General features: G+C 43.4%; 22 protein-coding genes and 2 tRNA genes. 2 read left to right on the top strand and 22 right to left on the bottom strand.

The window, feature by feature from the left end:
* Positions 1-2: 2 nt before the first annotated feature.
* The 15 genes from folB to spoIIE form a co-directional block, all read right to left on the bottom strand.
* Positions 3-362, bottom strand: a complete 360-nt coding sequence (gene folB, locus AABM38_RS00460; protein WP_423408698.1) for a dihydroneopterin aldolase — start codon at positions 360-362, stop codon at positions 3-5.
* On the bottom strand, positions 355-1,200 hold the full coding sequence (folP, locus tag AABM38_RS00455) for a dihydropteroate synthase (protein ID WP_423408697.1): 846 nt from the start codon (positions 1,198-1,200) through the stop codon (positions 355-357). Before folP ends, folB begins: the two co-directional genes overlap by 8 nt.
* The gene (gene pabC, locus AABM38_RS00450) at positions 1,193-2,068 is read right to left on the bottom strand and encodes an aminodeoxychorismate lyase (RefSeq protein WP_423408696.1); all 876 of its coding nucleotides are present in this window, start codon (positions 2,066-2,068) and stop codon (positions 1,193-1,195) included. Before pabC ends, folP begins: the two co-directional genes overlap by 8 nt.
* Entirely contained in the window at positions 2,068-2,661 is a 594-nt protein-coding gene (gene pabA, locus AABM38_RS00445) for an aminodeoxychorismate/anthranilate synthase component II (RefSeq protein ID WP_423408695.1), read from the bottom strand. The genes pabC and pabA overlap by 1 nt, the downstream gene beginning before the upstream one ends.
* Positions 2,658-4,091, bottom strand: a complete 1,434-nt coding sequence (gene pabB / locus AABM38_RS00440) for an aminodeoxychorismate synthase, component I (protein ID WP_423410617.1) — start codon at positions 4,089-4,091, stop codon at positions 2,658-2,660. The genes pabA and pabB overlap by 4 nt, the downstream gene beginning before the upstream one ends.
* Positions 4,092-4,272: 181 nt before the next feature.
* Complete coding sequence (cysK, locus tag AABM38_RS00435) at positions 4,273-5,199, bottom strand: cysteine synthase A (protein WP_423408694.1); 927 nt, start codon at positions 5,197-5,199, stop codon at positions 4,273-4,275.
* A gap of 266 nt (positions 5,200-5,465) precedes the next feature.
* On the bottom strand, positions 5,466-6,350 hold the full coding sequence (locus tag AABM38_RS00430) for a peptidyl-prolyl cis-trans isomerase (protein WP_423408693.1): 885 nt from the start codon (positions 6,348-6,350) through the stop codon (positions 5,466-5,468).
* 21 nt (positions 6,351-6,371) lie between these two features.
* Positions 6,372-7,250 carry an Hsp33 family molecular chaperone HslO gene (hslO, locus tag AABM38_RS00425; RefSeq protein WP_423408692.1) on the bottom strand — a complete coding sequence of 293 codons (879 nt, stop codon included), beginning with the start codon at positions 7,248-7,250 and terminating at the stop codon, positions 6,372-6,374.
* Positions 7,251-7,280: 30 nt separating this feature from the next.
* Positions 7,281-8,063 carry a type III pantothenate kinase gene (locus tag AABM38_RS00420; protein ID WP_423408691.1) on the bottom strand — a complete coding sequence of 261 codons (783 nt, stop codon included), beginning with the start codon at positions 8,061-8,063 and terminating at the stop codon, positions 7,281-7,283.
* Between the two features lie 556 nt (positions 8,064-8,619).
* Complete coding sequence (gene ftsH, locus AABM38_RS00415) at positions 8,620-10,590, bottom strand: ATP-dependent zinc metalloprotease FtsH (protein WP_423408690.1); 1,971 nt, start codon at positions 10,588-10,590, stop codon at positions 8,620-8,622.
* Positions 10,591-10,722: 132 nt separating this feature from the next.
* Positions 10,723-11,262, bottom strand: a complete 540-nt coding sequence (gene hpt / locus AABM38_RS00410; protein WP_423408689.1) for a hypoxanthine phosphoribosyltransferase — start codon at positions 11,260-11,262, stop codon at positions 10,723-10,725.
* 24 nt (positions 11,263-11,286) lie between these two features.
* On the bottom strand, positions 11,287-12,672 hold the full coding sequence (gene tilS, locus AABM38_RS00405; RefSeq protein ID WP_423408688.1) for a tRNA lysidine(34) synthetase TilS: 1,386 nt from the start codon (positions 12,670-12,672) through the stop codon (positions 11,287-11,289).
* 179 nt (positions 12,673-12,851) lie between these two features.
* Complete coding sequence (locus tag AABM38_RS00400; RefSeq protein ID WP_423410616.1) at positions 12,852-13,904, bottom strand: serine/threonine protein kinase; 1,053 nt, start codon at positions 13,902-13,904, stop codon at positions 12,852-12,854.
* Positions 13,873-14,610 (bottom strand): VWA domain-containing protein, encoded by a 738-nt coding sequence (locus tag AABM38_RS00395; RefSeq protein ID WP_423408687.1) that lies wholly within the window; start codon positions 14,608-14,610, stop codon positions 13,873-13,875. Before AABM38_RS00395 ends, AABM38_RS00400 begins: the two co-directional genes overlap by 32 nt.
* Before the next feature lie 93 nt (positions 14,611-14,703).
* Positions 14,704-17,178 carry a stage II sporulation protein E gene (gene spoIIE, locus AABM38_RS00390; protein WP_423408686.1) on the bottom strand — a complete coding sequence of 825 codons (2,475 nt, stop codon included), beginning with the start codon at positions 17,176-17,178 and terminating at the stop codon, positions 14,704-14,706.
* 294 nt (positions 17,179-17,472) lie between these two features.
* On the opposite strand from spoIIE, the gene AABM38_RS00385 reads away from it, so the two are divergent.
* Positions 17,473-17,546: transfer RNA gene (locus AABM38_RS00385), tRNA-Met, on the top strand.
* Positions 17,547-17,694: 148 nt separating this feature from the next.
* A tRNA-Glu gene (locus AABM38_RS00380) sits at positions 17,695-17,766 on the top strand.
* 487 nt (positions 17,767-18,253) lie between these two features.
* Here the strand turns inward: AABM38_RS00380 and AABM38_RS00375 are convergent.
* The 7 genes from AABM38_RS00375 to AABM38_RS00345 all read right to left on the bottom strand — a co-directional run bounded on the left by AABM38_RS00375 (position 18,254) and on the right by AABM38_RS00345 (position 23,623).
* Entirely contained in the window at positions 18,254-18,709 is a 456-nt protein-coding gene (locus tag AABM38_RS00375) for a S1 domain-containing RNA-binding protein (protein WP_207503229.1), read from the bottom strand.
* Between the two features lie 74 nt (positions 18,710-18,783).
* Positions 18,784-19,182 carry an FtsB family cell division protein gene (locus AABM38_RS00370; RefSeq protein ID WP_423408685.1) on the bottom strand — a complete coding sequence of 133 codons (399 nt, stop codon included), beginning with the start codon at positions 19,180-19,182 and terminating at the stop codon, positions 18,784-18,786.
* A gap of 21 nt (positions 19,183-19,203) precedes the next feature.
* The gene (yabQ, locus tag AABM38_RS00365; RefSeq protein WP_423408684.1) at positions 19,204-19,836 is read right to left on the bottom strand and encodes a spore cortex biosynthesis protein YabQ; all 633 of its coding nucleotides are present in this window, start codon (positions 19,834-19,836) and stop codon (positions 19,204-19,206) included.
* Positions 19,833-20,135: a sporulation protein YabP gene (gene yabP, locus AABM38_RS00360; RefSeq protein ID WP_214710346.1), complete on the bottom strand. Its 303-nt coding sequence runs from the start codon at positions 20,133-20,135 to the stop codon at positions 19,833-19,835. Before yabP ends, yabQ begins: the two co-directional genes overlap by 4 nt.
* Positions 20,136-20,224: 89 nt before the next feature.
* A complete protein-coding gene (locus AABM38_RS00355; RefSeq protein WP_423408683.1) occupies positions 20,225-20,497 on the bottom strand; it encodes an RNA-binding S4 domain-containing protein in 273 nt (90 codons plus the stop codon).
* Positions 20,498-20,537: 40 nt separating this feature from the next.
* Positions 20,538-22,001 (bottom strand): nucleoside triphosphate pyrophosphohydrolase, encoded by a 1,464-nt coding sequence (gene mazG / locus AABM38_RS00350; protein WP_423408682.1) that lies wholly within the window; start codon positions 21,999-22,001, stop codon positions 20,538-20,540.
* Positions 21,998-23,623, bottom strand: a complete 1,626-nt coding sequence (locus AABM38_RS00345; protein ID WP_423408681.1) for a putative polysaccharide biosynthesis protein — start codon at positions 23,621-23,623, stop codon at positions 21,998-22,000. The genes mazG and AABM38_RS00345 overlap by 4 nt, the downstream gene beginning before the upstream one ends.
* Between the last annotated feature and the right edge of the window lie 106 nt (positions 23,624-23,729).

The following is a 23,729-nucleotide window of genomic DNA, read 5'->3' as shown; positions in this document are numbered from 1 at the left end:
TCTTATCTGCTCCTTGTGATTTCAACTGCAACTGATTTATAATGGCCAGGAATTGGCGGATCCGGTTTGATTACCTTAACATGGCAAGCTTCAACGGCCGAAAAGCGATCAAGAATCGCACTGGCGATTTTTTCAGCAACTGCTTCGACTAATTTATATGGTTCACCTTCAACAATACCCTTGCATACCTGATAGAGCTCGCCATAATTGACAGAATCCTCAAGATTATCACTCTCCCCGGCTTTCGACAGGTCCATCTCCACTGATAAATCAACGCCAAAACGCTGGCCCAGTTTTGTTTCCTCTGGAAAAACACCATGGTAGCCGTAAAACTCCATTTGGTTTACATGAATCTTATCCATTGAAATCACCCTTCCCCATTAGAGCATCCATCATTTTGGCCGTGCGGGACATTTCCTTCACATCGTGAATCCTTATGATCTGGCAGCCCTGCTGGATTCCGAAGCAAACCGTTGCTCCTGTACCTTCCATTCTTTCTGAAACGGGAAGATCGAGCACTCCGCCGATCATCGATTTTTTTGAAGTTCCGAGCAGCACAGGATAACCGAGTGAAACGAGCGTATCAAGATGGCGCATCATTTCAAGGTTTTCTGCCAGGTCCTTCGCAAATCCGATTCCGGGATCCAGGATGATTTGTTCATCCTTCACACCGGCTTTTTTGGCAATCGTGATGCTTTCGTATAAGTCATTCAAAACATCTCTGATAAAATACGAATAATCCCGGTCGTTCCTGTTATGCATCAAAATGATTGGCACGCCAGTTTCAGCAGCTACATCGGCTATTTCCGGGTCAGCCTTCGCTCCCCAAATATCATTGATGATGACTGCTCCAGCATCAACTGCTTTTTTAGCAACTTCTGATTTATACGTATCTATTGATATAGGGATGTGAAGTTCCTGTGTGATCGCCTCAATCGCAGGCACTACTCTCGATATCTCCTCCGCATCTGAAATACGTTCATATCCGGGCCTTGTTGATTCCCCGCCGATATCTAAAAGATCCGCTCCATCCTCTATCATCTGCCTTGCGTGCTGTACGGCATTTTCTATGTGGTTATACTTGCCGCCGTCTGAAAAAGAATCCGGAGTCACGTTCAGGATTCCCATGATTAACGTCTTATTGGCATAATCCAGAGCATACCGTCCTGCTTTTATCAAGGTTGATTGTTCTTTAGTCATTCGCGGGCCCTCCCAACTGTGTTCTGCTCCAAAGCGTTTCGCGATGAGCTTCATAGTATTTATATAGGATTTTCACAATGTTCCCTTCTCTTCCCGGATAATCCGTTCCGAAAAAACGGGTAACAGGGACGATTTCCTGGATTGAATTTGTTAAAAACATTTCCTCGGCGTTTTCTGCTTCTTCCTGTTTGTAAAAGCCTTCACGAACAGTGAGACCCGCCTCACGGGCCAGCGCAATGACGAACCTGCGGGTGATTCCGTTTAAAATGCCTGTCTCAATGGCCGGAGTGAACAGGATGCCATCGTTGTACCAAAATACATTCGAAACAATCCCCTCTGACAAAAAGCCATCTTGCGTCAGAAAAATACCTTCCATATCAGGGGCGCTGCCAATTTCCCGCTTTGCGAGCACATTGTTCAGATAATGATGGGATTTAAGTCTCTCCCCGCCCTCGGGGGTGTTCCGTTTTATTTCTAAAATCACTGCCTTTTTCTCTGTCATCCCATTTAGAGGAGGAAGAGGTTTTGAAAACATAAGGATATTTGGCTCAGAATAGCTCTCCGTCTGCAAGCCGATTTCCCCATTGCCTGCGGATACATTAAAACGGATGTAAGCGTGGGTGTAACCATTTTTGGCTAAAAGCTCATTTATGATCTTAATAACTTCCTTACGGTTAAAAGCTGCATCGATATTAAGCATCTTCATGCCTGCATTCAGCCGCTTCAGATGGTCATCCAGTAAAAACGGATGGCCATTGTAGATGCGAAAGGTTTCAAAGACTCCAAGGCCGTATAAAAATCCATGATCAAAAGGAGAAATCACGACTTCTTCCTTTTTGGCATATTGCCCATTGATATAGACATACATTACAATTTGACTTCCATTTGCGCTGATTTGTAAATCGAGATGAAATTCCTGAGCAGCTGCTTTCCTGATGTAGTCAAAATGGACTCAGGATGGAACTGGACTCCCTCAACCGGAAGTGTTTTATGGCGGATGGCCATGATTTCGCCTTCCTCTGTCCATGCCGATACTTCAAGGCAATCAGGAAGGCTGTCTTTTTTTACAATCAGTGAATGGTACCTTGCTGCAGGGAAAGGGTTTTCCAGTCCAGCAAAAATCGTCTTGCCATCATGATGAACCATGGAAGTTTTCCCATGCATAAGCCTTTCCGCACGGACAACATCTCCGCCAAATACCTGAGCAATCGATTGATGGCCTAGGCATACACCGAAAATCGGCGTCTTCCCAGCAAAATTTTCAATCGCTTCAAGGCTGATGCCCGCCTCATTAGGGCTGCACGGCCCCGGTGAGATCATCAGAAACTGAGGATTCAATTCCTCAATTCCTTTAATCGAAGTCTGGTCATTGCGGATGACCTTAAGCTCCTCACCCATCTCACCTAAATACTGAACAAGATTGTATGTGAACGAATCATAATTATCGATCATTAAAATCATGCTTCACCCTCCGCGAGCTCTTTCGCCTTCCAAAGCGCGATGGCTTTCTTTAAGGATTCCTTATACTCATTTGCTGGGATGGAGTCAATTACGACACCAGCCCCCGCCTGGACATGGGCCTTTCCATCCTTGACAAGCATCGTCCTGATGATGATGTTCAATTCCATATTGCCGTTAAAACCGACCCAGCCAAGCGATCCCGTATATGGTCCGCGTCTAACCGGCTCAAGTTCCTCAATGATTTCCATCGTCCGCACCTTTGGAGCTCCGGTAATTGTCCCGCCTGGGAATACCGCATTGACGACGCCAAACCAGTCTTCCCCTTCAGCAAGTTCTCCTCTCACATTCGAAACGATGTGCATGACATGGGAGTACTTTTCAATCGCCATGAATTCATTGACTTCAACGGTCCCATACTTGCATACCCTGCCAAGATCATTCCGCTCAAGGTCCACAAGCATGACATGTTCGGCGCGCTCTTTTTCATGGTTGATCAATTCATTGGCAAGCAGAAGATCCTCTTCATCCGTCCTGCCTCTTGATCTTGTACCAGCGATCGGTCTTGTGCTGACTTCTGACCCTTTTATTTTTGCTAAAAGTTCAGGCGAACCGCTTACGAGCTGAAAATCTGGCGTATGAAGATAGCCCATATACGGCGAAGGATTCAGGATGCGCAGCTGCCTGTAAACCTCCATCGCTTCCATTTCAATCGGCTTTGATTGCCTTACTGACAGATTCACCTGGAAGACATCCCCCTGAGAGATATACTGCTGGACCCTCTCAACCGCCTCTATGAATTCAGCCTCATCCATCGAAACTTCCAAGTTGCCGTTAACAGGCTTATATACCGTTTCTGCTAGTGCAGGGCATTCTGCTTCCCATCTCTGCTTCCATTCAGATAGCTTGTCCTCTGCCTGTTCCTCCAAACCTGCATCAGCAAGCGCCATCAGCCACAGCTGCTCAGTCTGATGATCAAACACGAACCACTCATGGAAAAGTTGAAAATACACTTCAGGAATCCCAGAATCGTCCTTGGCCAATGACGGTAATTTTTCAATATAACGGGCATAGTCATAGCTAAGGTAGCCAATCGCTCCACCCTGAAAATCCGGAAGTCCATCTATTTTCGGAACCTGATATTCTTCCATTTGACTCTTCATTAATTCAAGAGGATTTCCCTCAAACTCAACTGAAGCTCCATCCTTTGTGACCGTCAATCTATTATTTTTTCCCGAAAAAATAATCTTCGGATCGAAGGCAGAGATGCTATAACGGCCGCCCCTTCCACTTTCCAGGATAATATGCTCTTTGTATTGCTTTGCAATATAATCATATTGATGAAAAAAACGTGAAGCTGAATACGGAATTGTTAATGATCGAATGCTATAGCGCGGCAAGCTCTTCACTCCTACTTTTTTCTCTTTTTCCATCATACATGATGGAGAGCCCGCTTTCATTTTTTAATGATAAAAATTGAAGGGATTTTTAGACGAAATCGCATAATTAAATGGAGTCAATCTACATTAAATAACAATTTACTTTTACTTATAGCTTTGCCCATCATTCCATAAAAAAGAGACAAGCTTTTATGCCTGCCTCTTTTAAAAAAATTTATTCTTCGAATTGATAAAGCGGTGTGCTCAGGTAGCGCTCTCCATTACTTGGGATGATTGCGAGTACTTTCTTTCCCTTGCCAAGCTTTTTCGCCGTTTCTAAAGCTGCATAGATGGCTGCTCCAGAGGATATTCCGCCAAGGACGCCTTCTTCCTTTGCCGCACGGCGGGCGTATTCAAATGCCTGCTCATTCTCTACCTTAATGATTTCATCGTAAACAGTTGTGTCAAGGACACCTGGAATGAAGCCTGCACCGATTCCTTGAATTTTATGAGGTCCAGGTTTTCCACCTGATAAAACCGGTGAGTCAGCAGGCTCAACCGCGATGATTTTAATGTCCTTGTATTTTTCACGAAGAACTTTTCCTGCACCGGTAATCGTTCCGCCTGTTCCAATTCCTGATATGAAGGCATCGAGCTGGTCACCCATCTGCTCCGCAATCTCAGGGCCGGTTGTTCTTTCATGAATGGAAGGATTTGCAGCATTTTCAAATTGCTGCGGAACGTAATAGCCATGTTCTTTAGACAATTCCTCTGCTTTTCGGATCGCACCGCCCATACCTTCTGGACCAGGAGTCAATACAAGTTCGGCTCCATACGCGCGAAGCAAATTCCTGCGTTCCATGCTCATCGTTTCCGGCATGACAAGAATCGCTTTATAACCTTTCGCTGCAGCCACCATCGCCAGGCCGATTCCTGTATTTCCGCTAGTAGGTTCGATGATTGTATCCCCCTGCTTCAGCAAGCCTTTCGCTTCAGCATCTTCAATCATCGCAAGAGCGATACGGTCTTTTACACTGCTTCCAGGATTCATATATTCTAACTTCAAGTAAACATCGGCGCTTTGTTCATCAACAAGTCTGTTTAATTTCACAATTGGTGTCTGGCCGACAAGCTCTGTTATTGAATTTGCAATGCGTACCATTTTACCCACCCCTATTTTTTACTTTATTCCGACTATTTTAATTGGTTTTATTAAAATTTACCAACTCTTTAGGCCTATGTCAAACAGTTTGCTTCGACAAAAAACAAAATCAGTCTTCTGCCCATCCTTTTTAAACTATCCTATTTCAAATTGCTCTAAACCATTCCTAAAGAAATGCGCTGGAGCTGGACATTTCCCGAAGTGAATTTTTGTATTTGCTTATCTTAAAAGAAAAGCACCGGTCTATAAAACCAGTGCCCATCATCTTATTGCTTCTCACTGTCACCATAAAACCAGCTGACTTCCGCTTCATTCCAAAAAGCCCTTGCCGAAACAGGGATATCCATTTGTTCAAGTGCCATCTGCCTGCGGATTTGATTCTTCACTTCCTTGAAGTCGTATTTTTTCCCTTCAAGCTTCTCGTGAAGATAAACAATTGCGTAGCCGTTTTCAAGCTTCACAGGGCCTGTCCACTTTTTCGGTTTCAGCGTTTTGGCTGCTTCAACGACTTGAGGATCAACTCGTTCATCCTCTTCATTGATAAACCCGATATCGCCGCCCTGGTTTGCAGAAAACTCATCAACGGACCGCTCCATTGCAAGCACATCAAAACTGGAGCCATCCTTTAATTCCTTCACAGCCGCATCTGCTTCTTTTTTCGTTTCGACTACGATTTGTGAAACATGGTAGGATGCAGGAAGATCAAACAGGCTTTTATTTTGTTCATAGAATGCCTTCATATCTTCTTCGGATACTTTTACATCCTTTGTTAAAAGCTCTTCCAGCAAGAGGCTGTATTTAATTTGCTGTTTCCATTTCTCTTCGCTCTTTGGTTCATTTTCTGCTGAAGAGTACATCGCTTTGTATATATTCAGTTCCCGCTCGATGGCCTTGTCAGAGACCTTAATCTTGTAATCATCAGCCATTTGCAGGACGACTTCCTGATCCACAAGATCCCTTAGCGTTTCTTCCCCATATCTTTCTTCTAGTTCAGTAAGCCATTCTTGCCGGGAAATCGTTTTATTGCCAATCTCCGCAACCGTCTCTTTATTCCCTTCCAGGAAGGCAGGCTTGAACAGCAGCAGCACGAGAGTAATAACGTTCAACATGGCTAACCCGGCAATGATATACCAAAGCTGCTTTTTCTCCAATTCTCTTCCCCCAGAACTTGCTTATTTTGCTTCTTTCTCCATCTCTTCCAACTCTTCTTTTGTATATAAGTATTTTTCATTACAGAAATGGCAGTGCGCTTCCGCCTGTCCGTCTGTTTCGATCATGTCCCTGAGTTCTTCAGATCCGAGACTGATCAACGCATTATGGAAACGCTCTTTAGAACAGTTGCACTCAAATGACACCGGAGATGTTTCAAGCACCTTAACATTTTCTTTTCCTAATAGTTCCTCTAGCAATTCTTCAGGAGATAATCCCTTATCAATCAATTTAGAAACTGGAGGAATTTCCTTTAATCTGTTTTCGATATACGTAATGGTCTCATCACTTGTACCAGGCATCAATTGAATGATAAACCCGCCAGCCGCTTTAATAGAGTTATCAGGATTGACTAGAACTCCGACGCCAACGGAAGAAGGTACTTGTTCGGATGTCACGAAATAATAAGTGAAATCCTCTCCTAACTCACCGGAAACCAAAGGCACCTGACCAGTAAAATAGTCACGCATTCCAATATCTTTTACAACCGAGAGGGTCCCGTCAGTGCCGACACCTCTTCTTACATCAAGCTTTCCATGCTCATTCAAATCAAAGTGGACATGTGGATTTGTTACATACCCTCTAACTTCCCCGCGTGCATTACTATCAACAAGGATCGGTCCCAGAGGTCCTCCACCAGCAATCTTAATGGTTAATTTATCATCACCCTTGAGCATTGCACCCATCATGAGACCTGCAGTCATCGTACGTCCAAGCGCCGCTGAGGCAACTGGCCATGTATAATGGCGGCGCTGTGCCTCCCCAACTGTCTCCGTGCTTTTCACTGCATATGCTCTAATTTGCCCGTCAAAGGCAAGAGCCTTTACTAAATAATCGTTCATTTTTCTACCCCCTTCATGCTGTATACTCATTTAAATGGTTTTTGGGTTTTCCATATTGCGTTTATAAATTAGCTGCAGTCCCTTTAATGTTAAAAATGGATCCACAATTTCAATTACATTTGATTCCTGGGCAATCAGGTTCGCCAGGCCGCCCGTAGCGACTACTTTAGGAGGGACTGCACTTTTGTCTTTCATCCGTTTAACTATTCCCTCTACCTGACCAACATATCCATAGAGAATCCCTGCTTGCATCGCTGAAACAGTGTTTTTGCCGATGACATCGTCAGGCCTGCTGATTTCAATTCGCGGCAGCTTTGCGGCTCTCGAATATAGTGCCTCTGTAGAAATGCCGATTCCAGGAGCAATCGCACCGCCCATATATTGATTATGTTCATTGATGTAACAGTAAGTTGTCGCTGTGCCGAAATCAACAATAATCAGCGGACTTCCATATTCATGGATGGCGGCAACAGCATTGACAATCCGGTCAGCTCCCACTTCACGCGGGTTTTCATATTTTATGTCGAGACCCGTTTTTATGCCAGGGCCGACAACCAAAGGCTTTATATGGAAGTACTTTTGGCACATTCTCTCAAGTGAGAACATGATTGGCGGAACAACTGAAGAAATGATAATCCCATCTATATCTGAAAAAGAAAGCTGAACATGGTCGAAAAGATTTTTGACGATCATGCCAAATTCATCTTCTGTTCTGTGGCGGTTCGTTTCTATTCTCCAATGGTGTTTTAACTCTTCCTGATCATATACACCTAACACGATATTTGTATTTCCGACATCAAAAACAAAAATCAAGCTATTCACCAACTTATTAATAGTTTATCTGAATCCATACTGAAAATATCATAACATAATCAACAAAAAACAACTAAATAAAGTAAACTGACATTGTTTTTGGGCCCTGTTAACCTGAACTGTTGATTTCCGCTCCAAACAACAGGTTTAAAAATAATGTTTAGCCTTTACATATCTTGATTTATTAAAAGGCTCTGTAAAACTAGGCTGTTGATTTTCGTTCCAGGCGCTTCGCTTTCCGCGGGGCTGGCGCTGAGCCTCCTCGTCGCTTCGCTCCTGCGGGGTCTCACCTGACCAGCTGCGCCCGCTGGACACTGAAAAGCTTCCTCGAATCTGCCCACGCACGATGGAAATGCGTTAGCATTTTCGGAGGAGTCTACGCGCCTTCCACTACAATCAACAGAGTTTAACAATTAACATTTAGCTATAACAGAGCCTATTAAAAAATTATCAGTTATGTTTGAAGTATTACTTAAACTTCTGCATTTCATAATTGTTCAATTCTTTACTCCATAAAAAAACAGGCATTCCGTAAAGAGCGCCTGTTTCAGGAAATCTATTCTTTTCGTTCTTCGTCGATTGCCTTTGGATCTTCCAGGACTGAGTCAATGTTCTTGTCAGTCTCTTCGATTGCTGGCATTTCCTCTTTTTTCGTGTTGATTGTCACCTTCATATCATCCTTCGCAATGCTGACATTGCGGTCAGGGAGACGTCCGTGGTCAACCAAGTTCTTGATTTGATCAGCATCGAGAGTTTCAATCTCTAGCAAAGTATTCGCAATCAAATCCAGTTTGTCGCGATGCTCTGTAAGAAGGTCTTTCGCTCTTTGATAACATCCTTTAATGATGCTCTGAATTTCAAGATCGATTTCGTATGCAATCGCATCAGAATAGTTTTGCTCATTATTCAAGTCACGGCCAAGGAAAACCTGACCCTGTGCCTGGCCAAACTGTAATGGTCCAAGCTTGTCGCTCATACCGAATTCAGTCACCATTTTCCGTGCGATGCCAGTAGCACGCTGGAAGTCATTGTGTGCACCAGTGCTGACTTCGCCAAAGACGATTTCTTCAGCAACCCGGCCGCCAAGTAATCCTGTGATTTTATCAAGAAGCTCTGGCTTTGTCATAAAGTAACGGTCTTCCTTAGGGAGCATGACAGCGTAGCCGCCCGCCTGTCCTCGAGGAACAATCGTTACCTTGTGTACCATTTCAGCTTCATCAAGGACAACCCCAATCACTGTATGGCCCGCTTCATGGAAAGCAACAATATTTCTTTCTTTTTTGGAAATGACACGGCTCTTCTTTGCAGGACCGGCAATGACACGGTCTGTCGCTTCGTCAAGATCGAGCATGTCAATTTTCTTTTTGTTTCTGCGGGCTGCAACAAGTGCAGCTTCATTTAATAAATTTTCAAGGTCCGCTCCAGAGAAACCAGGAGTTCTTGCAGCAATACTCTTAAGGTTTACTGACTCATCAAGCGGCTTGTTTCTTGCATGTACCTTCAGGACAGCTTCACGGCCGGTTACATCCGGACGGTCAACTGTAATCTGGCGGTCAAAACGTCCTGGACGCAGTAATGCCGGATCCAGAATGTCAGGGCGGTTAGTAGCGGCGACAATGATGATTCCTTCATTTGCACCGAAACCGTCCATTTCTACAAGAAGCTGGTTGAGCGTCTGTTCACGCTCATCGTGCCCTCCGCCAAGACCAGCGCCACGCTGGCGGCCTACAGCATCGATTTCATCTATGAATATGATACATGGAGCATTCTTTTTAGCTGTTTCAAATAGATCACGGACACGCGATGCACCGACACCGACAAACATTTCAACAAAGTCGGAACCACTGATGGAGAAGAATGGTACTCCCGCTTCCCCTGCAACAGCACGTGCAAGCAATGTTTTACCTGTACCCGGAGGTCCGACCAAAAGAACACCTTTTGGTATGCGCGCTCCAAGTTCAGCGAACTTACGAGGGTCTTTCAGGAACTCAACAACCTCGACCAGTTCTTGCTTTTCTTCATCTGCACCCGCAACATCTTTAAAGCGGACTTTCTTCTTCTCTTCATTGTAAAGCTTGGCTTTGCTTTTTCCGAAATTCATCACTCGGCTGCCGCCGCCCTGCGCCTGGTTCAATAAGAAGAAGAACAGGATAAAAATAATGATGAAAGGAATAATCGATGTAAAGAATGTTACCCATCCACTTGTTTCCTTGGCCGGCTTGATTTCCACATCAGCGTTAGCAGCTGCTTGCTCAATTCGGTTTAATGTTTCTGGATTGTTCCATACATACGTGATGAAGCCTTGACCTTCTTTTTGACCCTTAAGCTGGCCTCTTACCTCATACACACCGCGTTCAGGCTGCAATGATAACTTCCCATCGACATTACCTGCTTCCAACTGCTGTATGAATTTATCGTAAGTGATTTGTTCAGTTGGTTCGTTGTTTCCATTAAAGAAACTTACTACCCCAATAATGACTAAAAATATCAATAAATAAAAGATGGTATTACGGAAGATCCGATTCATCCCTTACCTCCTCCCACGGTAGACAAACTATATTAAATAGTATCATAGTAAATATTGCTAATACAAGAAATTGACATTCAGAATATTTAGTTGTTTTGAAAACGTCTATTTCTCAGCAAGCCTTGTAACCGTTTATTTTGTATAGACTTCCGGCTTCAATACTCCGATGTATGGCAGGTTGCGGTATTTTTCAGCATAATCAAGGCCATATCCGACTACGAACTCATCAGGGACGATGAATCCAACATAATCTGCCTGAATATCCGCTTTTCTTCCTGTTGGTTTATCCAATAGAGTGACGATCTTGATGGTCTTCGCCTTACGGTATCGGAAAAGTTCAACCAGGTAACTTAGCGTCAAGCCACTGTCGATGATGTCTTCGATGATCAGGATGTCTCTTCCTTCAACTGATGTATCCAAATCCTTCAGGATCTTTACCTCACCAGATGATACAGTTGAGTTGCCGTAGCTAGATACATCCATGAAATCCATTTCAAGATATGCATCGATTCGCTTCAGCAAATCCCCCATAAAAGGCATTGCCCCTTTAAGGACGCCGATTGCCAGCGGAAAGCGGTCTTTGTATTCCTCAGTTAACTGAGCCGCCAGCTTTTTCGTTTGTTCCTGAAGTTCTTCTTCTGTAAAAAGTACTTTTTCAATATCATTTTTCATGATTATTGTGCCCCCTGGAAGATATCATTGCTTTATATAAGTTAATAGTAATAACGTGTTTCCTTTTTCACATGCTTCGTGGCTGGATTTTTTCAGGCCCGGAAGCCAAAGAATCCTGCCTTCGCGATCTGTCACAATCGGCCACTCATCTCTTTGAGCCAAAGGAATTTTCAAATCGATAAAAATATCCTTAACCTTCTTTGAACCCGCCATCCCTTTCAATGTCATCCGGTCGCCATTCTGCCTGTTTCGAATGATCAGCGGAATGCCTGATTGCTCCATGTCAATGATAAAACGATTCATGGAAGCATCTACACCCGAAACATCATTGAGCAATTGAGCCTCAATCACATCACCGTTCGGCAATATCACGTTATCTGTTCCAAATAGTTCGAAACAATAATTATGCCTTTCAGGTGGATTCAATTGAAAGTGGCAATTTCCATACGATCGTATGATTCTTAAACCGCTGGGGAAATCAAGAGTTCCTGATGGATGGGGATTGCGAATTATTGAAAAAATCTTTTCAATATGTATAGCGGAAAGAGAAGCAGGTCGATCTTTGTAGAGATAATTTAATATTAGTTTAATCCCTCTTCTTTGTAAAGGCATTGGCATTCGCTCAAATGAACTAATATCAATTGTTATTCCACTGTCCTCTTTCTTCATTACTTTATTCAATTTTTCCTTTGTTAATTCAACAAGATATTCTTCATCCATCTGCAATTCTTCACTAAAACGCTGAAAGTGCTCATGTACAGCCGGATTCTCTTCCTTTAAAAATGGCAAAACACTTTTTCTGAAGCGGTTCCTGCTGTAGTATTCCTTTGCGTTGCTTGGATCTATTCTCGGTTCAAGATGATTCATCCTGCAATACTCTTCAAGCTCCTCTTTCGTTAAACAGAGAAAAGGACGGAAAATCTGCCTTTTGCCAAATCCACGCGAAAAAGGTATTCCGGCCCGGGCTTTTCCGGAACTGCCTCGTGTCAGTCTCATCAACACTGTTTCAACCTGGTCATCGCCATGGTGTCCCAATGCAAGATATTGCAGATGATGCTTTTCCATCACTTCCTCGAAAAATTGGTAGCGGCATTCGCGTGCTGCCTGTTGGGAGCTCATTCCTGTCTTCTGGATATACGCAGGAACATCCACCCTTTTCATTTCGAAGGAAATTCCATGTTCCTCACAAAAGTCCTTTACAAACAGGGCATCCTGATAGGATTCTTCCCCTCGGAACATATGGTCTACATGGACCGCAACGATTTCCAAAGACCATTTCACGCGCTGCGTCCACAAGTAATGAAGCAGGGCGAGTGAGTCAGGTCCACCGGAAATCCCTACAGCAATCGCTTTATTATGCAGCTGAAAACAATGCCTTTCCAGAAAAGCATTAACCTTCGATTCAATCATCTCAGTACTTCCTTACAGGTATCGCCGGTTTAAGTCTATACCCATGCCGGCAACCCATTAATCTTCTAATTGACTTTTTCAGCTTAACACTTTTACACCTTTATTATCAAAAACTAAAGCGCATAAGAACGGAAACTATTCCTTATCTACGTACAGAACGGTGAAAGGTTTCAAAAAATCTATGTAATCTGGCTATAAATATAAATAAAATACAGGACCGATATAATGATGATAATTGTCAGTGTTTCTAACGCTGAAGATTTCTTCTTTTTCTTGTTATAGCCTTTGCGTGTTTGCTGAAGTGCTGTTGCGTTCACAGGAGGAATATTCGTGTTCGTATGATGACTTTTCTTTGTACTTGTTTTTGTTTGTGGACCCTGGTTTGCTGTAGATGTCTTTTGCTGATATCGACTGCTTCTGGAATCCGCTTTCGGCTGCCTGAGTTGTAAGATTTCTTCCCTCATCTGCCGTGCTGATTGGTATTTGCCAGTCAATGCGTTGGCTATTACATTTTCATACCTCTTCAGCTCAGGGCTTTGCTTTACCTTGCCCATGATTTCGTTCAGTCCGCCGGTTGTTTTGGTAAACCTTTTTGGGTAGGCTGTATTGACCATAATCATCCCCACGGCGAAAAGGTCATAGCACGGATCTGCTTTCCGGCTTCCTAACCCCCAATACCCCCTATCAAAGAATTCGGTGAACTCTTTGATAGACCGCCCTTGCAAAGTCGTTCCTCCCACATCGATACAGCGAATTCTCGCTGGCGGTCCTGTAACTATTAAATTGTCTGGCTTCAAGTCTCCAAACACCCAGCCGTTTTCATGCAAAACCTGCAGGTCCGCCAATAGCTGCAGGATCATGACTTCTTTCCAGTCAGATCCCTTCTGCTGCAGGAACGCAAGGAAATCTGGCCCCTTGATAAACTCCATTACATAGAAGCTGACGAACTTCCCCGGCCGCTCCCAATCATCTACATCCAGCAAAGAAGGTCCGAGGGCAGATCCCTGGACCTTGGCAAAAGATTTTAACACATTGACCTCTGATGTGATCGACATGCCGTTGTCACTCATTTTAAGTGCGACTTGTGTATTGTTGTGCCTTGCTAGATAGACGATCCCATTTGCTCCAAAACCAAGTTCCTTAATAATCGTATATCGATTGTGATGCCATTTCCCCTGGATGATCGTTCCGGGAATGACTTTACACAGATTCTTCAAAGAAGGATTCATCATCACGGGACAGAAGGCTCCTTAAAGATCTTTTTTTATTAAAATAAGAAAGTGCTTCATTTAGCGCTGGTCCTGTTGGTGTAATTCCTCCAGTGGTCAGTTTGGCAAATATGCTGGTAAGGGATTCGAGCTTTGGAGTCCAATCCAGCAATTTTTCGACATCATTTCTTTTCCCGGGAAATACAAAAACTGAGAAACGATTGTCTCCCGAACGTGCATTAAGGCTTAAACTCAGGTCCAGCAAGGCTTCTTTTACTGTCGGCAGCTTATGCTTCATGCTCGCACTCGTATCGACAAGAATCAACACTTCGAGTTCGACAGTCTCTCCTAATTCATCCACAACCTCCATGACTTCACCGCGCTTTTCAGGCGGAAGATCTTCGACCGTTCTTCCTCCGCCCAATATTTGCTGAAGTTCCTTGTTTACAACTCCCTGGAGAGTCTGGGTCATCGCTTTCCTTGTTACCATCTGTACCGTCTGCGAAAGCTGCTGTGAGTAAACGATTTGGCTTACACCACCGCCGGAGAGGGCGATCCCTTCTATTTCTTTCATGCCCTGGTCATCTATCACATCCTGCTCCATAACACCAATCACATTAACGGTAATCCCCTGTTCCTTTGCCAGAGCAGACATCGCGATTGGATCTTCCCCCTGGTTTGAACAGCCATCAGTTATAAGCAATATTTGCCTGATTGTACCTGTCTTCATGATAATCTCCTCTCATAGATAAATTTGTTACCATTGTCGACGAGGCGAGAAGGAAATATACATAAAAGACCAGGTTAATGCTCAAAATAGCAGTTATGCTCTTTTTTGATAATTCGACACGGGTATCGAGGCCCATTTAGGAATATTGTGATCGATTTTCGCTACAACTACCGTCATGTCGTCCTCAATCGAACCTCCGCGGGATCGGATCACTTCTTCCATGATCAAATCAGCAATCGCCTGAGGGTCATCAGTCTGGAGTTCATTGATTTTCCGTTTCATCCACAAATCATAATTCTCGACATGCTTCGGCCCTTCAAAGACGCCATCGCTCATCATGATCAGCAAATCCCCGGCCTTTAGCTGCTCACCGACTACGTCCACTTCAAACTCCTGCAGGATGCCCATCGGAAGATTGCTGGCCTGGACTTTCATAATTTTACCGCCCCGCTTGATGAAGCTTGGTGTCGAACCTATCTTCAGGAACCGCGCTGATGCATTTTGCAGATCGACCATCACAAGGTCAAGAGTTGAAAAGATTTCATCTGTCGTCCTGAGCGATAAAATCGAATTTACCGATTTTATCGCTACCTTCTCCTCAATACCAGACTGCAGGATTTGCTGCAATAATAGCAATGTATCCCTGCTCTCTGAATGCGCTCTTTCTCCATTGCCCATTCCATCACTGATCGCGATGGCATATTTTCCGCCGCTAAGCTCGATCGTCGAATAGCTGTCACCAGATACAAGGTCGCCATCCTTTGCCGCATGTGCCACTCCTGTTAAAACAGTAAAAGCTTTAGCAGAGCGGAATGTCACATGACAAAAGCCGTTTGGAAAAGTCGAGCACTCTTCTGAATTAACTACGATATTTTCTTTAAGGATATCTGACAGCATAGGCGCAATCAGTTTTTCGCACTCGCCGTGCCCCTGGCAATACGGGATCGTCATGTCGATATCGACATTCCCCTGTTCAAGGCTGTAAATTTCAACATGCTCAATATGGATGCCAAATTCCTGAAGCGCTTCAAGGATCTGTTCCTCCTGTTTGGAGTGGTTTTCGCGCTCACGCTGGATTTCCTTCGCGAAATCCCCCATTACCTCGGATACTCCTAACAATTGATCCGCCACCAGTCTCCTGCTTTCCTGTACCTGTTTCTTAAGCTTCCTGTTTGCCTGATAATAGGTCAGCTGCTGCTGCATGATTTCCATTACCTTTTTTGAACGCGTACAATGCTTGTCCCATTCACGGGAAAGTTTTTGTGGGACGACGCCTGAATTTTGGTCCATCTCCTGCATAATTTCGCTCATATAGTCATAGGTTGTATTAAAGTTCCTTGTCCAGCAATGGTCTTTCTTAAAGCAGGTCTGGCATGTTTTTTCCGTTACATTGCTTAAGAAATAATCCATATCGCGGTCTGTCTCGGTCGTTTCATCCTGTACCTGCAAGTTTGAGAAGCTTTTAGAAAGTGCTTCAAATACATTCGAAAACTGGACTACCCGCTGTGCTGTTACATCTCTCATCTTTCTCATGTATTGCTGCTGCTCTGCTGAATACTCGGGCGTGCCAGGGATGTATTTTGCTATTCTGGAAGTAAGAGATTGGGGAGTCAGTAAAAACAAGAGGACAGCCGAAGCCGATTCCATCACTGTTTTGCTAAGTGCACCGCCACCTTCGCCATACATGCCAATCAGCATTGTTGCAATGAATAATCCCAATGCTACACCAGGCTTTTTCCCTTCTTTTAAAAGACCGCCTAATAATCCTGAGAATGCAAGCAGGCTCATATGGTAAAAGCTCGAAACGTTCGCAAGGCTGAAAATCAATCCGGTCACGACGCCCACCGTTGATCCAACCGTTGCCCCGGCAACAAAGGAAAAGATCAGGACTAAATAGCGAGACATAACGTGTTCTACTGACATATCATAAACTGTCCAGCCAATTGTTCCTGTCATGACGGAGGCCAGCATAATGATCAAACAAACAATTTCTTCTGTTTTTAGGGATTGTTTCCGTTTGCTGATTGTCATTAATGGAATGCTTTGCAGAAAGATGAAGGTTAATACAAGGCTCAAGCCGGCTTCGACACCAGCCATCATTCCTTCATAAATAGTAATATGACCGGATAAAATAAGAGCTTTTAACATTTTGCCTATCAAAATAGTAGAAAATATATAAAAAGGCAAAACCTTCAGGTCATTATGGATCCATTTTTTCGTCAATCGGTAGATCAGCAAAAATAAGAATACCGAACTAAAGGTAAAAACCGCAGCACCGAGTGATAAAGTCGCCGCACCAGCCACCAGACCAAACAACGCGATTGGCGCACGATCTTTCCGGATCAAATAAACGGCAGCAAAAAATGGAAGGCTAAAAGGGGTCAACTGTGCAAGTATCAAGGCCCTGCCAAGCAAAAATCCAATAAACAGAAATATATACCCTTTTTTCAGAAAAAGGTTTTCGATTTTGGATTGCAGCTTCGCCATGCCTTTCGCAAACCTGAATCGTGATTCCTCGAGATGAACTTCACTGATCGGTTCCATCATGTTCCTTTCTACCTTTTGCATTAAATACACTCCCCGTTTTTTTATCGTTGCAAATTATTATAAAAGGGAGCCATACAGAAGTTTGTCAAAAACAAGGACAAGCATAAAAGTTTCGTTCGACTCATTTCCCCGTAAACAATGCTTTTCCTCGAATAAACTCGTTATTCTCCTGCCTACGGCCTAATATAACCACACCCATAAGCACATCGCCCTAATATTTTCCTATCAATATTTTCTACTTTTCTTTTAAAAATCCATTGACACTATTTTAATATCTATGTATTATATTTCTTGTGCCTCAAAACACACAATCATGGCGGTGTAGCTCAGCTGGCTAGAGCGTACGGTTCATACCCGTAAGGTCGGGGGTTCGATCCCCTCCGCCGCTACTAAAGAAAAGCGTAGGCGACTGCTTAGCTCCGACAAGCGCTGGAGGGCCGGCAGGTGAAGTCGTTCTTTGACTTCATCGGCCGGACCGAAGCGACTCGAGGAGCTAGGAGCCGAAGCTGGACATTTGAAGAAACCAAATTAAATTTCGGCCCCTTGGTCAAGCGGTTAAGACACCGCCCTTTCACGGCGGTAACACGGGTTCGAATCCCGTAGGGGTCATCCAATGTAAAAAACTCGTTCCTTTTTATAAGGGAGCGAGTTTTTTTGTTATCTATTGCTATAAATAAATAGAGATTTATACTGAATCTGTAAAAACAGACTGTATGAAAGTCTAATTTCTCCCATCTTTTCGCAATTTGAATGATCACTTTGCAAATTAAATTGTTCTCCTTCGAAAAGTAGAGTTAGCTCTTGCCGAATTAGATAGATCATTTCGTAAATTAAAATAATCTCTACGAAATTTGAATTAATTCTACGAAAAATGGCTCAATCTCTACGTTTATCTTAATAATTTCTACGGTACTAAGGATTTTCTCTACAAAATCATTCATAATTTCTACGTTTGCCATTTCACTGGAAGCAAGGAGCGCGAGTACCAGGAGTATTATTTAACACACAGCCTACAAAAATAAAAAAGACAAGCCCCGAAAGACTTGTCTTGATATAGCAATTACCTGCTATTTATATATGTTCACTTAGCAGCAAGTTAACCTCTTCTAGCTCCTCTTCCACCGCGCTTAGATTCAGTTGCACGTTTTAGAGTAGAAAGACGGTCTTCACTGTCCTTTAAAAATTTCGCCATTTTTGTTTCGAAATTTTCAGGACGGGCGTTCCGATTGTCGTTTGGTCTTCCACCACGCGGACGTTGAGTGTACGGCCTTGATTCAGATCTTTCTGGTCTTGCAGGTCTTTCAGGTCTTTCTGGCCTGTCTACTGCCTTCTTAATAGATAAACCAATTTTGCCGTCTTTTTCAACATTGATGACTTTCACTTCAACCTGGTCGCCTACTTTGAGGTGGTCATTGATGTCCTTGACATAATTGTCAGCTACCTCACTGATATGGACGAGTCCAGTTGAGCCGCCTGGCAGTTCCACAAACGCCCCGAAATTTGTAATACCTGTTACTTTACCCTGTAGCTTGCTGCCTACTTCGATTGACATAAAAAAGTTTTGCCTCCTTAAAGATATAAAAAATCAAACTTACTATATATTATACAGAATATAAAAAAAGAGTGTCAATAAGGCGAATCTTGGGAGTCCTTTTTATCTTTAGGAAGGTTGAAGATAATTTCATTTTTTTCCGATAAGAAATATTCTTTGCGAGCAAGCTTAGCTATGTATTCATCGTCATTAAGCTTGACTATTTCTTCATCAAGGATCTCTTGCTTCTTTTCCAAGCTTGCCAATTTCTTCTCAAGATGTTCTTTTTCTGCCTTCTTATTTTCAAGTGAGGCAGACTGTGAAATGAAAGTCGAGATCATTAAATAAGAGATTACTGATGCGAAAAGGGCAAAGACCGCGAGGCGCCTGAATAGCAGCTTTCGCTTCCTGCTTTCCGCAATCCCTGCTATTTCACGCTGCTGCACATACTGGTTTTCAATCTTAGATATATTCCGTTTCCTGATGACACTCATTCCCCGCAGTCCTCCTTACAATTATTTTTTAAATTTCTTCAACCATTTTATCGGCATTATAGAATAATTCTTTACTAGGATTAGAAATCCTGCCAATTTATTATATAACTTCTCGACGCTTTTTTTAATCTTTTTCGGCAAAAGTTTCCAAAAAAGTAAGAAAAGTAACTGTATCGGTTTCCAGAGGAGTTTCAACACCCATAATAAAACGGCAAGAAGCCATTTTACAAGAGCATAAAGGCCTCTTCCCGCCAAGATCAGCAGCGATAAAACGGTTGCGGCCAGAAACTGCAGAGGCCGTATGATCAGCAATCGGATTGCCTTCACAAAAAACACATAAACACTGATTGTGATGGAAATAGCCCGTTCCAGCACCTTCAGATAGATCTTTTTAAACAGGCTCTGGTACGCTGCAAAGCCACACAGTAAAGCAAGGAAGATATAAAAGCGCAATTCCCCCATATTCACGGAAAACAAAATATAAAAAATCGACAACCCTTGCAATAGCCAAAATAGAATGTCATTGATAAAGACGATCCATGACTTACGCTTTGACCTTTTTAAAAATCGGTTATGCGTATCAAGTGAAGCTCCGAATAAGCTGCCCATCCCAATCATGGCGAGCATCGTCAAAAATTGGGTAGACAGCGTCATCGGAATAACTTGCTAAAGAAGCCTTTAGCTTTCTCCCCATGCTGGTCATCAAGATAGACCAGGTCAAAGATTTTTCCTTTGATTGATACAATTCCCTTGTCGACATCCAGGTTCTTCATCTGGAGGTTCTGGCCTTTAATCGCCAGGAATCCCATTACAGTTTCTAATAAAAACTCTTCATTATCGAAGCTTTCTACTTGCTTTACTCCTGTAATCTCCAGTGTCCGCCTGCCTCTCATGACTAAATCATGGTCTGGCAAATTGCTTTTTGTCTGGTTTGTTTCATAATATTGGCTCATCATTACCCCTCACAATCGCATAATGCACTTTTGTACATGTTTATGATTTAGAGAGTGATAATAGAACAAGCCTTCAGGCGATTCATGGTTTACTCTTCGTCGTCACCCGGAATTCTTTCTTCGCCCAGCATCGTATACATCTCAGCGGCTTCATCCTTGCGGGACGTTTCCTGTATGCGGTCAATCTTTACAGAAACGACCTTTTGTCCAAAACGGATTGCCAGCTCATCGCCCGCTTTTACATTCGTGCTCGCCTTGGCAGGAACACCATTAACAGAAATCCTTCCCTGATCAGACACTTCCTTCGCCAATGTTCTTCTTTTAATCAATCTTGACACTTTTAAAAATTTATCCAGCCTCATCGTATCTAAACCCCTTTTTCGTTATTGGTTCGATTTACCTTTATAAACCTTGTTTCTTTGCTTCATTCCAAAAAGAATCAAGTTCTTCTAGAGAATAGCTGTTTACTGATTTGCCGTTTTCTTCGGCTCTTTTCTCGATGTAGGCAAAACGGCGTATGAACTTTTGATTTGCCTTGAATAAAGCCTCTTCCGGATTAATGTCATAATGCCTCGCAAAATTGACAAGCGCAAACAGCAGATCCCCGTATTCCAGCTGGATATCCTCCTGCTGGCCTTTTTGGATGATTTCCTCTGAAAGCTCCTCGATTTCTTCTTTCACTTTATCAAGGATTGGCGCGACAGTTTCCCAGTCAAAACCTACCTTGGCCGCTTCCTTTTGCAGCTCATATGCTTTCAGCAGATTTGGAAGACCCTTGCCTGCACCCTCAAGCAAAGACTTTACCGCACCGCCCTTTTCCTGCTCCTTGATCTCCTGCCAATTTTTCATGACTTCTTCTTCATTTTCAGCCGTTTTATCGCCAAAAACGTGTGGATGTCTGCGGACCATTTTCGCTGATACACCTTCAATGACATCCTCAATGGTGAAGTAGCCTTCATCTTCGCCAATCTGGGCATGAAGCATGACCTGCAGCAGCACATCACCGAGCTCTTCGATCATATGGTCAATATCATCGTTATCAATTGCCTCGATCAATTCATACGCCTCTTCAATCAAATATTTTTTAAGAGACTGATGTGTCTGCTTCTTATCCCAAGGACAGCCGTTCGGCCCCCTTAATATTGATATAATTCCACGAAGCTTTGAAAAATCCTTGTATAAAATCTGTTCCTCTTCTACAGGAGGTACATAAACAGAGGTTAAATTGCTCAACTCCATTTCCCTGTCCATTTCATATAACGGCACTTTCCTGATCACTTCGTCCTTGCTGCCTGCAGCTGTCACAATATAAACTTCGTATTCATCCGGCAATTTTTCCATGAGGGTTAGCTTGACCTCTGATGCTACAAAGGAATCATAGACCTGTCCAATAATCGTATGGCTATTCAACAGCAGCGATTCCTTTGACAGCTCTGTACCGTCAAGCAGCTGGAATCCCTCAATCGGATCAATGGCCAGCGCCTGGAACATGGCATCAAGGAAGCTCTGTCCCCCGCCAATCTCGATTTCCGTATTTCTTTCAGGCCCTCTTTCTAGTAAAAGCTGAACAGTCCGCTCTGCAATCAGGGGATGTCCCGGAACAGCATAGGTCACTGGTCCTTTTTCCGCTTCAGCAAGCAAGGCTTCAGTAATTTCCTCATACACATCTGCAAAATGATCGTGTTTCTCATAGACTGAATCAAAAGATTGAAATTCTAACCCTTCCTGCTCAAGCTCTATCACTACCGGGTGTTCTTTTGTCCTCAAAAAGAGGTTTTTTTCCTGCTTTAATCTTTTATATACTCCAAGGGGGAGCTGATCTAAGTCACCAGCGCCAAGCCCTATGATCGAAATCTTTTTTGTCATTTCCTGCTGCCTCCTGTCTTATTTAAAAATAGCTGAACCAGCCTGCTGCCAAACGGCAAGGTCAATAATTCCTCTTCATTTAAAGCCTTTGTTTTGATTAAAACAATGAAATACACGAGTGCCCCCAATAAAACTGCGCTTAACCCCTGGAAAATGGCAGCCAGTCTGTCTGGTTCAACAAATTGATAAAGAAAATCGGTTATCTGCAAATAAAAATAAAGGAAAATACTCATGACAGCCGAGGAAAAAAGGATTTTTGCCACAAATGCAAAGGATAGGACCGGTTTGCCCATTTCAGCTCTCAGCCGGGCCACGAGTATAACCAAGATGATCAGCATGGCCAATAACGTGGCATAAGCAGCTCCCATCACACCTGTTCTCGGGATAAAAATAATGTTCAGGCCGTATTTCAATCCAAAGCCAGCCAGAATAACGACCGCTGGAAAAATCGTTTTATTAAGCCCTTGTAGAATGCTGGTAATCGTTAAAATCACCGATCCCAACAGAATCATTAAACTCAGTACTCCAAGGACATTTGAGCCCTCAGCATTCTCAAACAGCATGATGTTGACGGGGACGATAATACTGAACAACCCCGCGGCCGCACCAGCCCCGAAAAGCAGACTGGTCTGAAGAGCAAGTCTTATTTTCTGCAGGATCACATCTGTGCGATTCCTTAATTTTTCCGCTGAAATCGCCGGAACAAGGCTCAAGGACATCGAGGTTGCCACAACTGTACCAAGCTGAATCAGAGGCTGGCCCCTGTCAAAGATGCCTTTAGCCGATTTTGCCTCGTCTCCTGCCAAACCCATTTCCAGCAGGGAGGTATACATATTCAGTGAGTCTGCAAGCTGGAACAATATTAACAGCATGCCACTAATGCTAATCGCAAAACCCTGTACAACCAGAGCTTTTATCACCCAGGCCGAATCCGCCAAAAGAGTCTTTGCCTGATAGTGTTTAAATGGATGATCTGTCCTATTTTTTAGATAAAAGGAACTCAGCACAACAGCCGAAATCAATCCCCCAGTAACCGAACCGAATACTGCACCGGCTCCGGCAACATATAAGGAGTATCCTTGCTGTATGAACAATGCGGACAGGATCAGGATCGTTGCAACACGGATCAATTGTTCAGATACCTGAGAAACAGCGGTAGGCACCATATTTCCCTTGCCCTGGAAATAACCCCTGAACACGGATGTAACCGGGAAAATCAGGAATGGGACTGATACAACCTTAAACAGCAAACCGAGCTCAGCATCACCGATTTTTCCAGCAATCCAGTCAGAACCAAAGTAAAAAAATGAAAAAAGCAGCAGTCCTACAAGTCCTAAAAATAAAAACGATACTGCCAGCATCCTGTCAGCCCGGCCGCTGTTCCCCTTTGCCTGCTGCTCGGTATACAGCTTGGAAATGACAACAGGAAAACCATATGTAGATAAAACCATGACAATCCCATAAAAAGGATAGACTTGCTGATAAATATAAAAACCGATGTCCCCGACGATATTTTGAAACGGGACACGGTATATCGCGCTTAATATCTTTGTAACCAGGGCTGCCAATGTCAAAATCATGGCTCCCTTAACCAAATCTTTTGAATCTGTAACGGGCTTCATCGCCCATCTCCTTCCAATTCCATTATCAAAAAGTATTATAACATAAGGTGAATGATGCGCCTTGCGCGGTATGATTAAGATTAAATGTAACCAAAAGAAAAGGGGC

It is taken from the genome of Heyndrickxia sp. MSNUG (assembly GCF_049532715.1).
GTDB lineage: Bacteria > Bacillota > Bacilli > Bacillales > Cytobacillaceae > Mesobacillus.
This window is presented reverse-complemented; position numbering and strand designations above follow the sequence as displayed.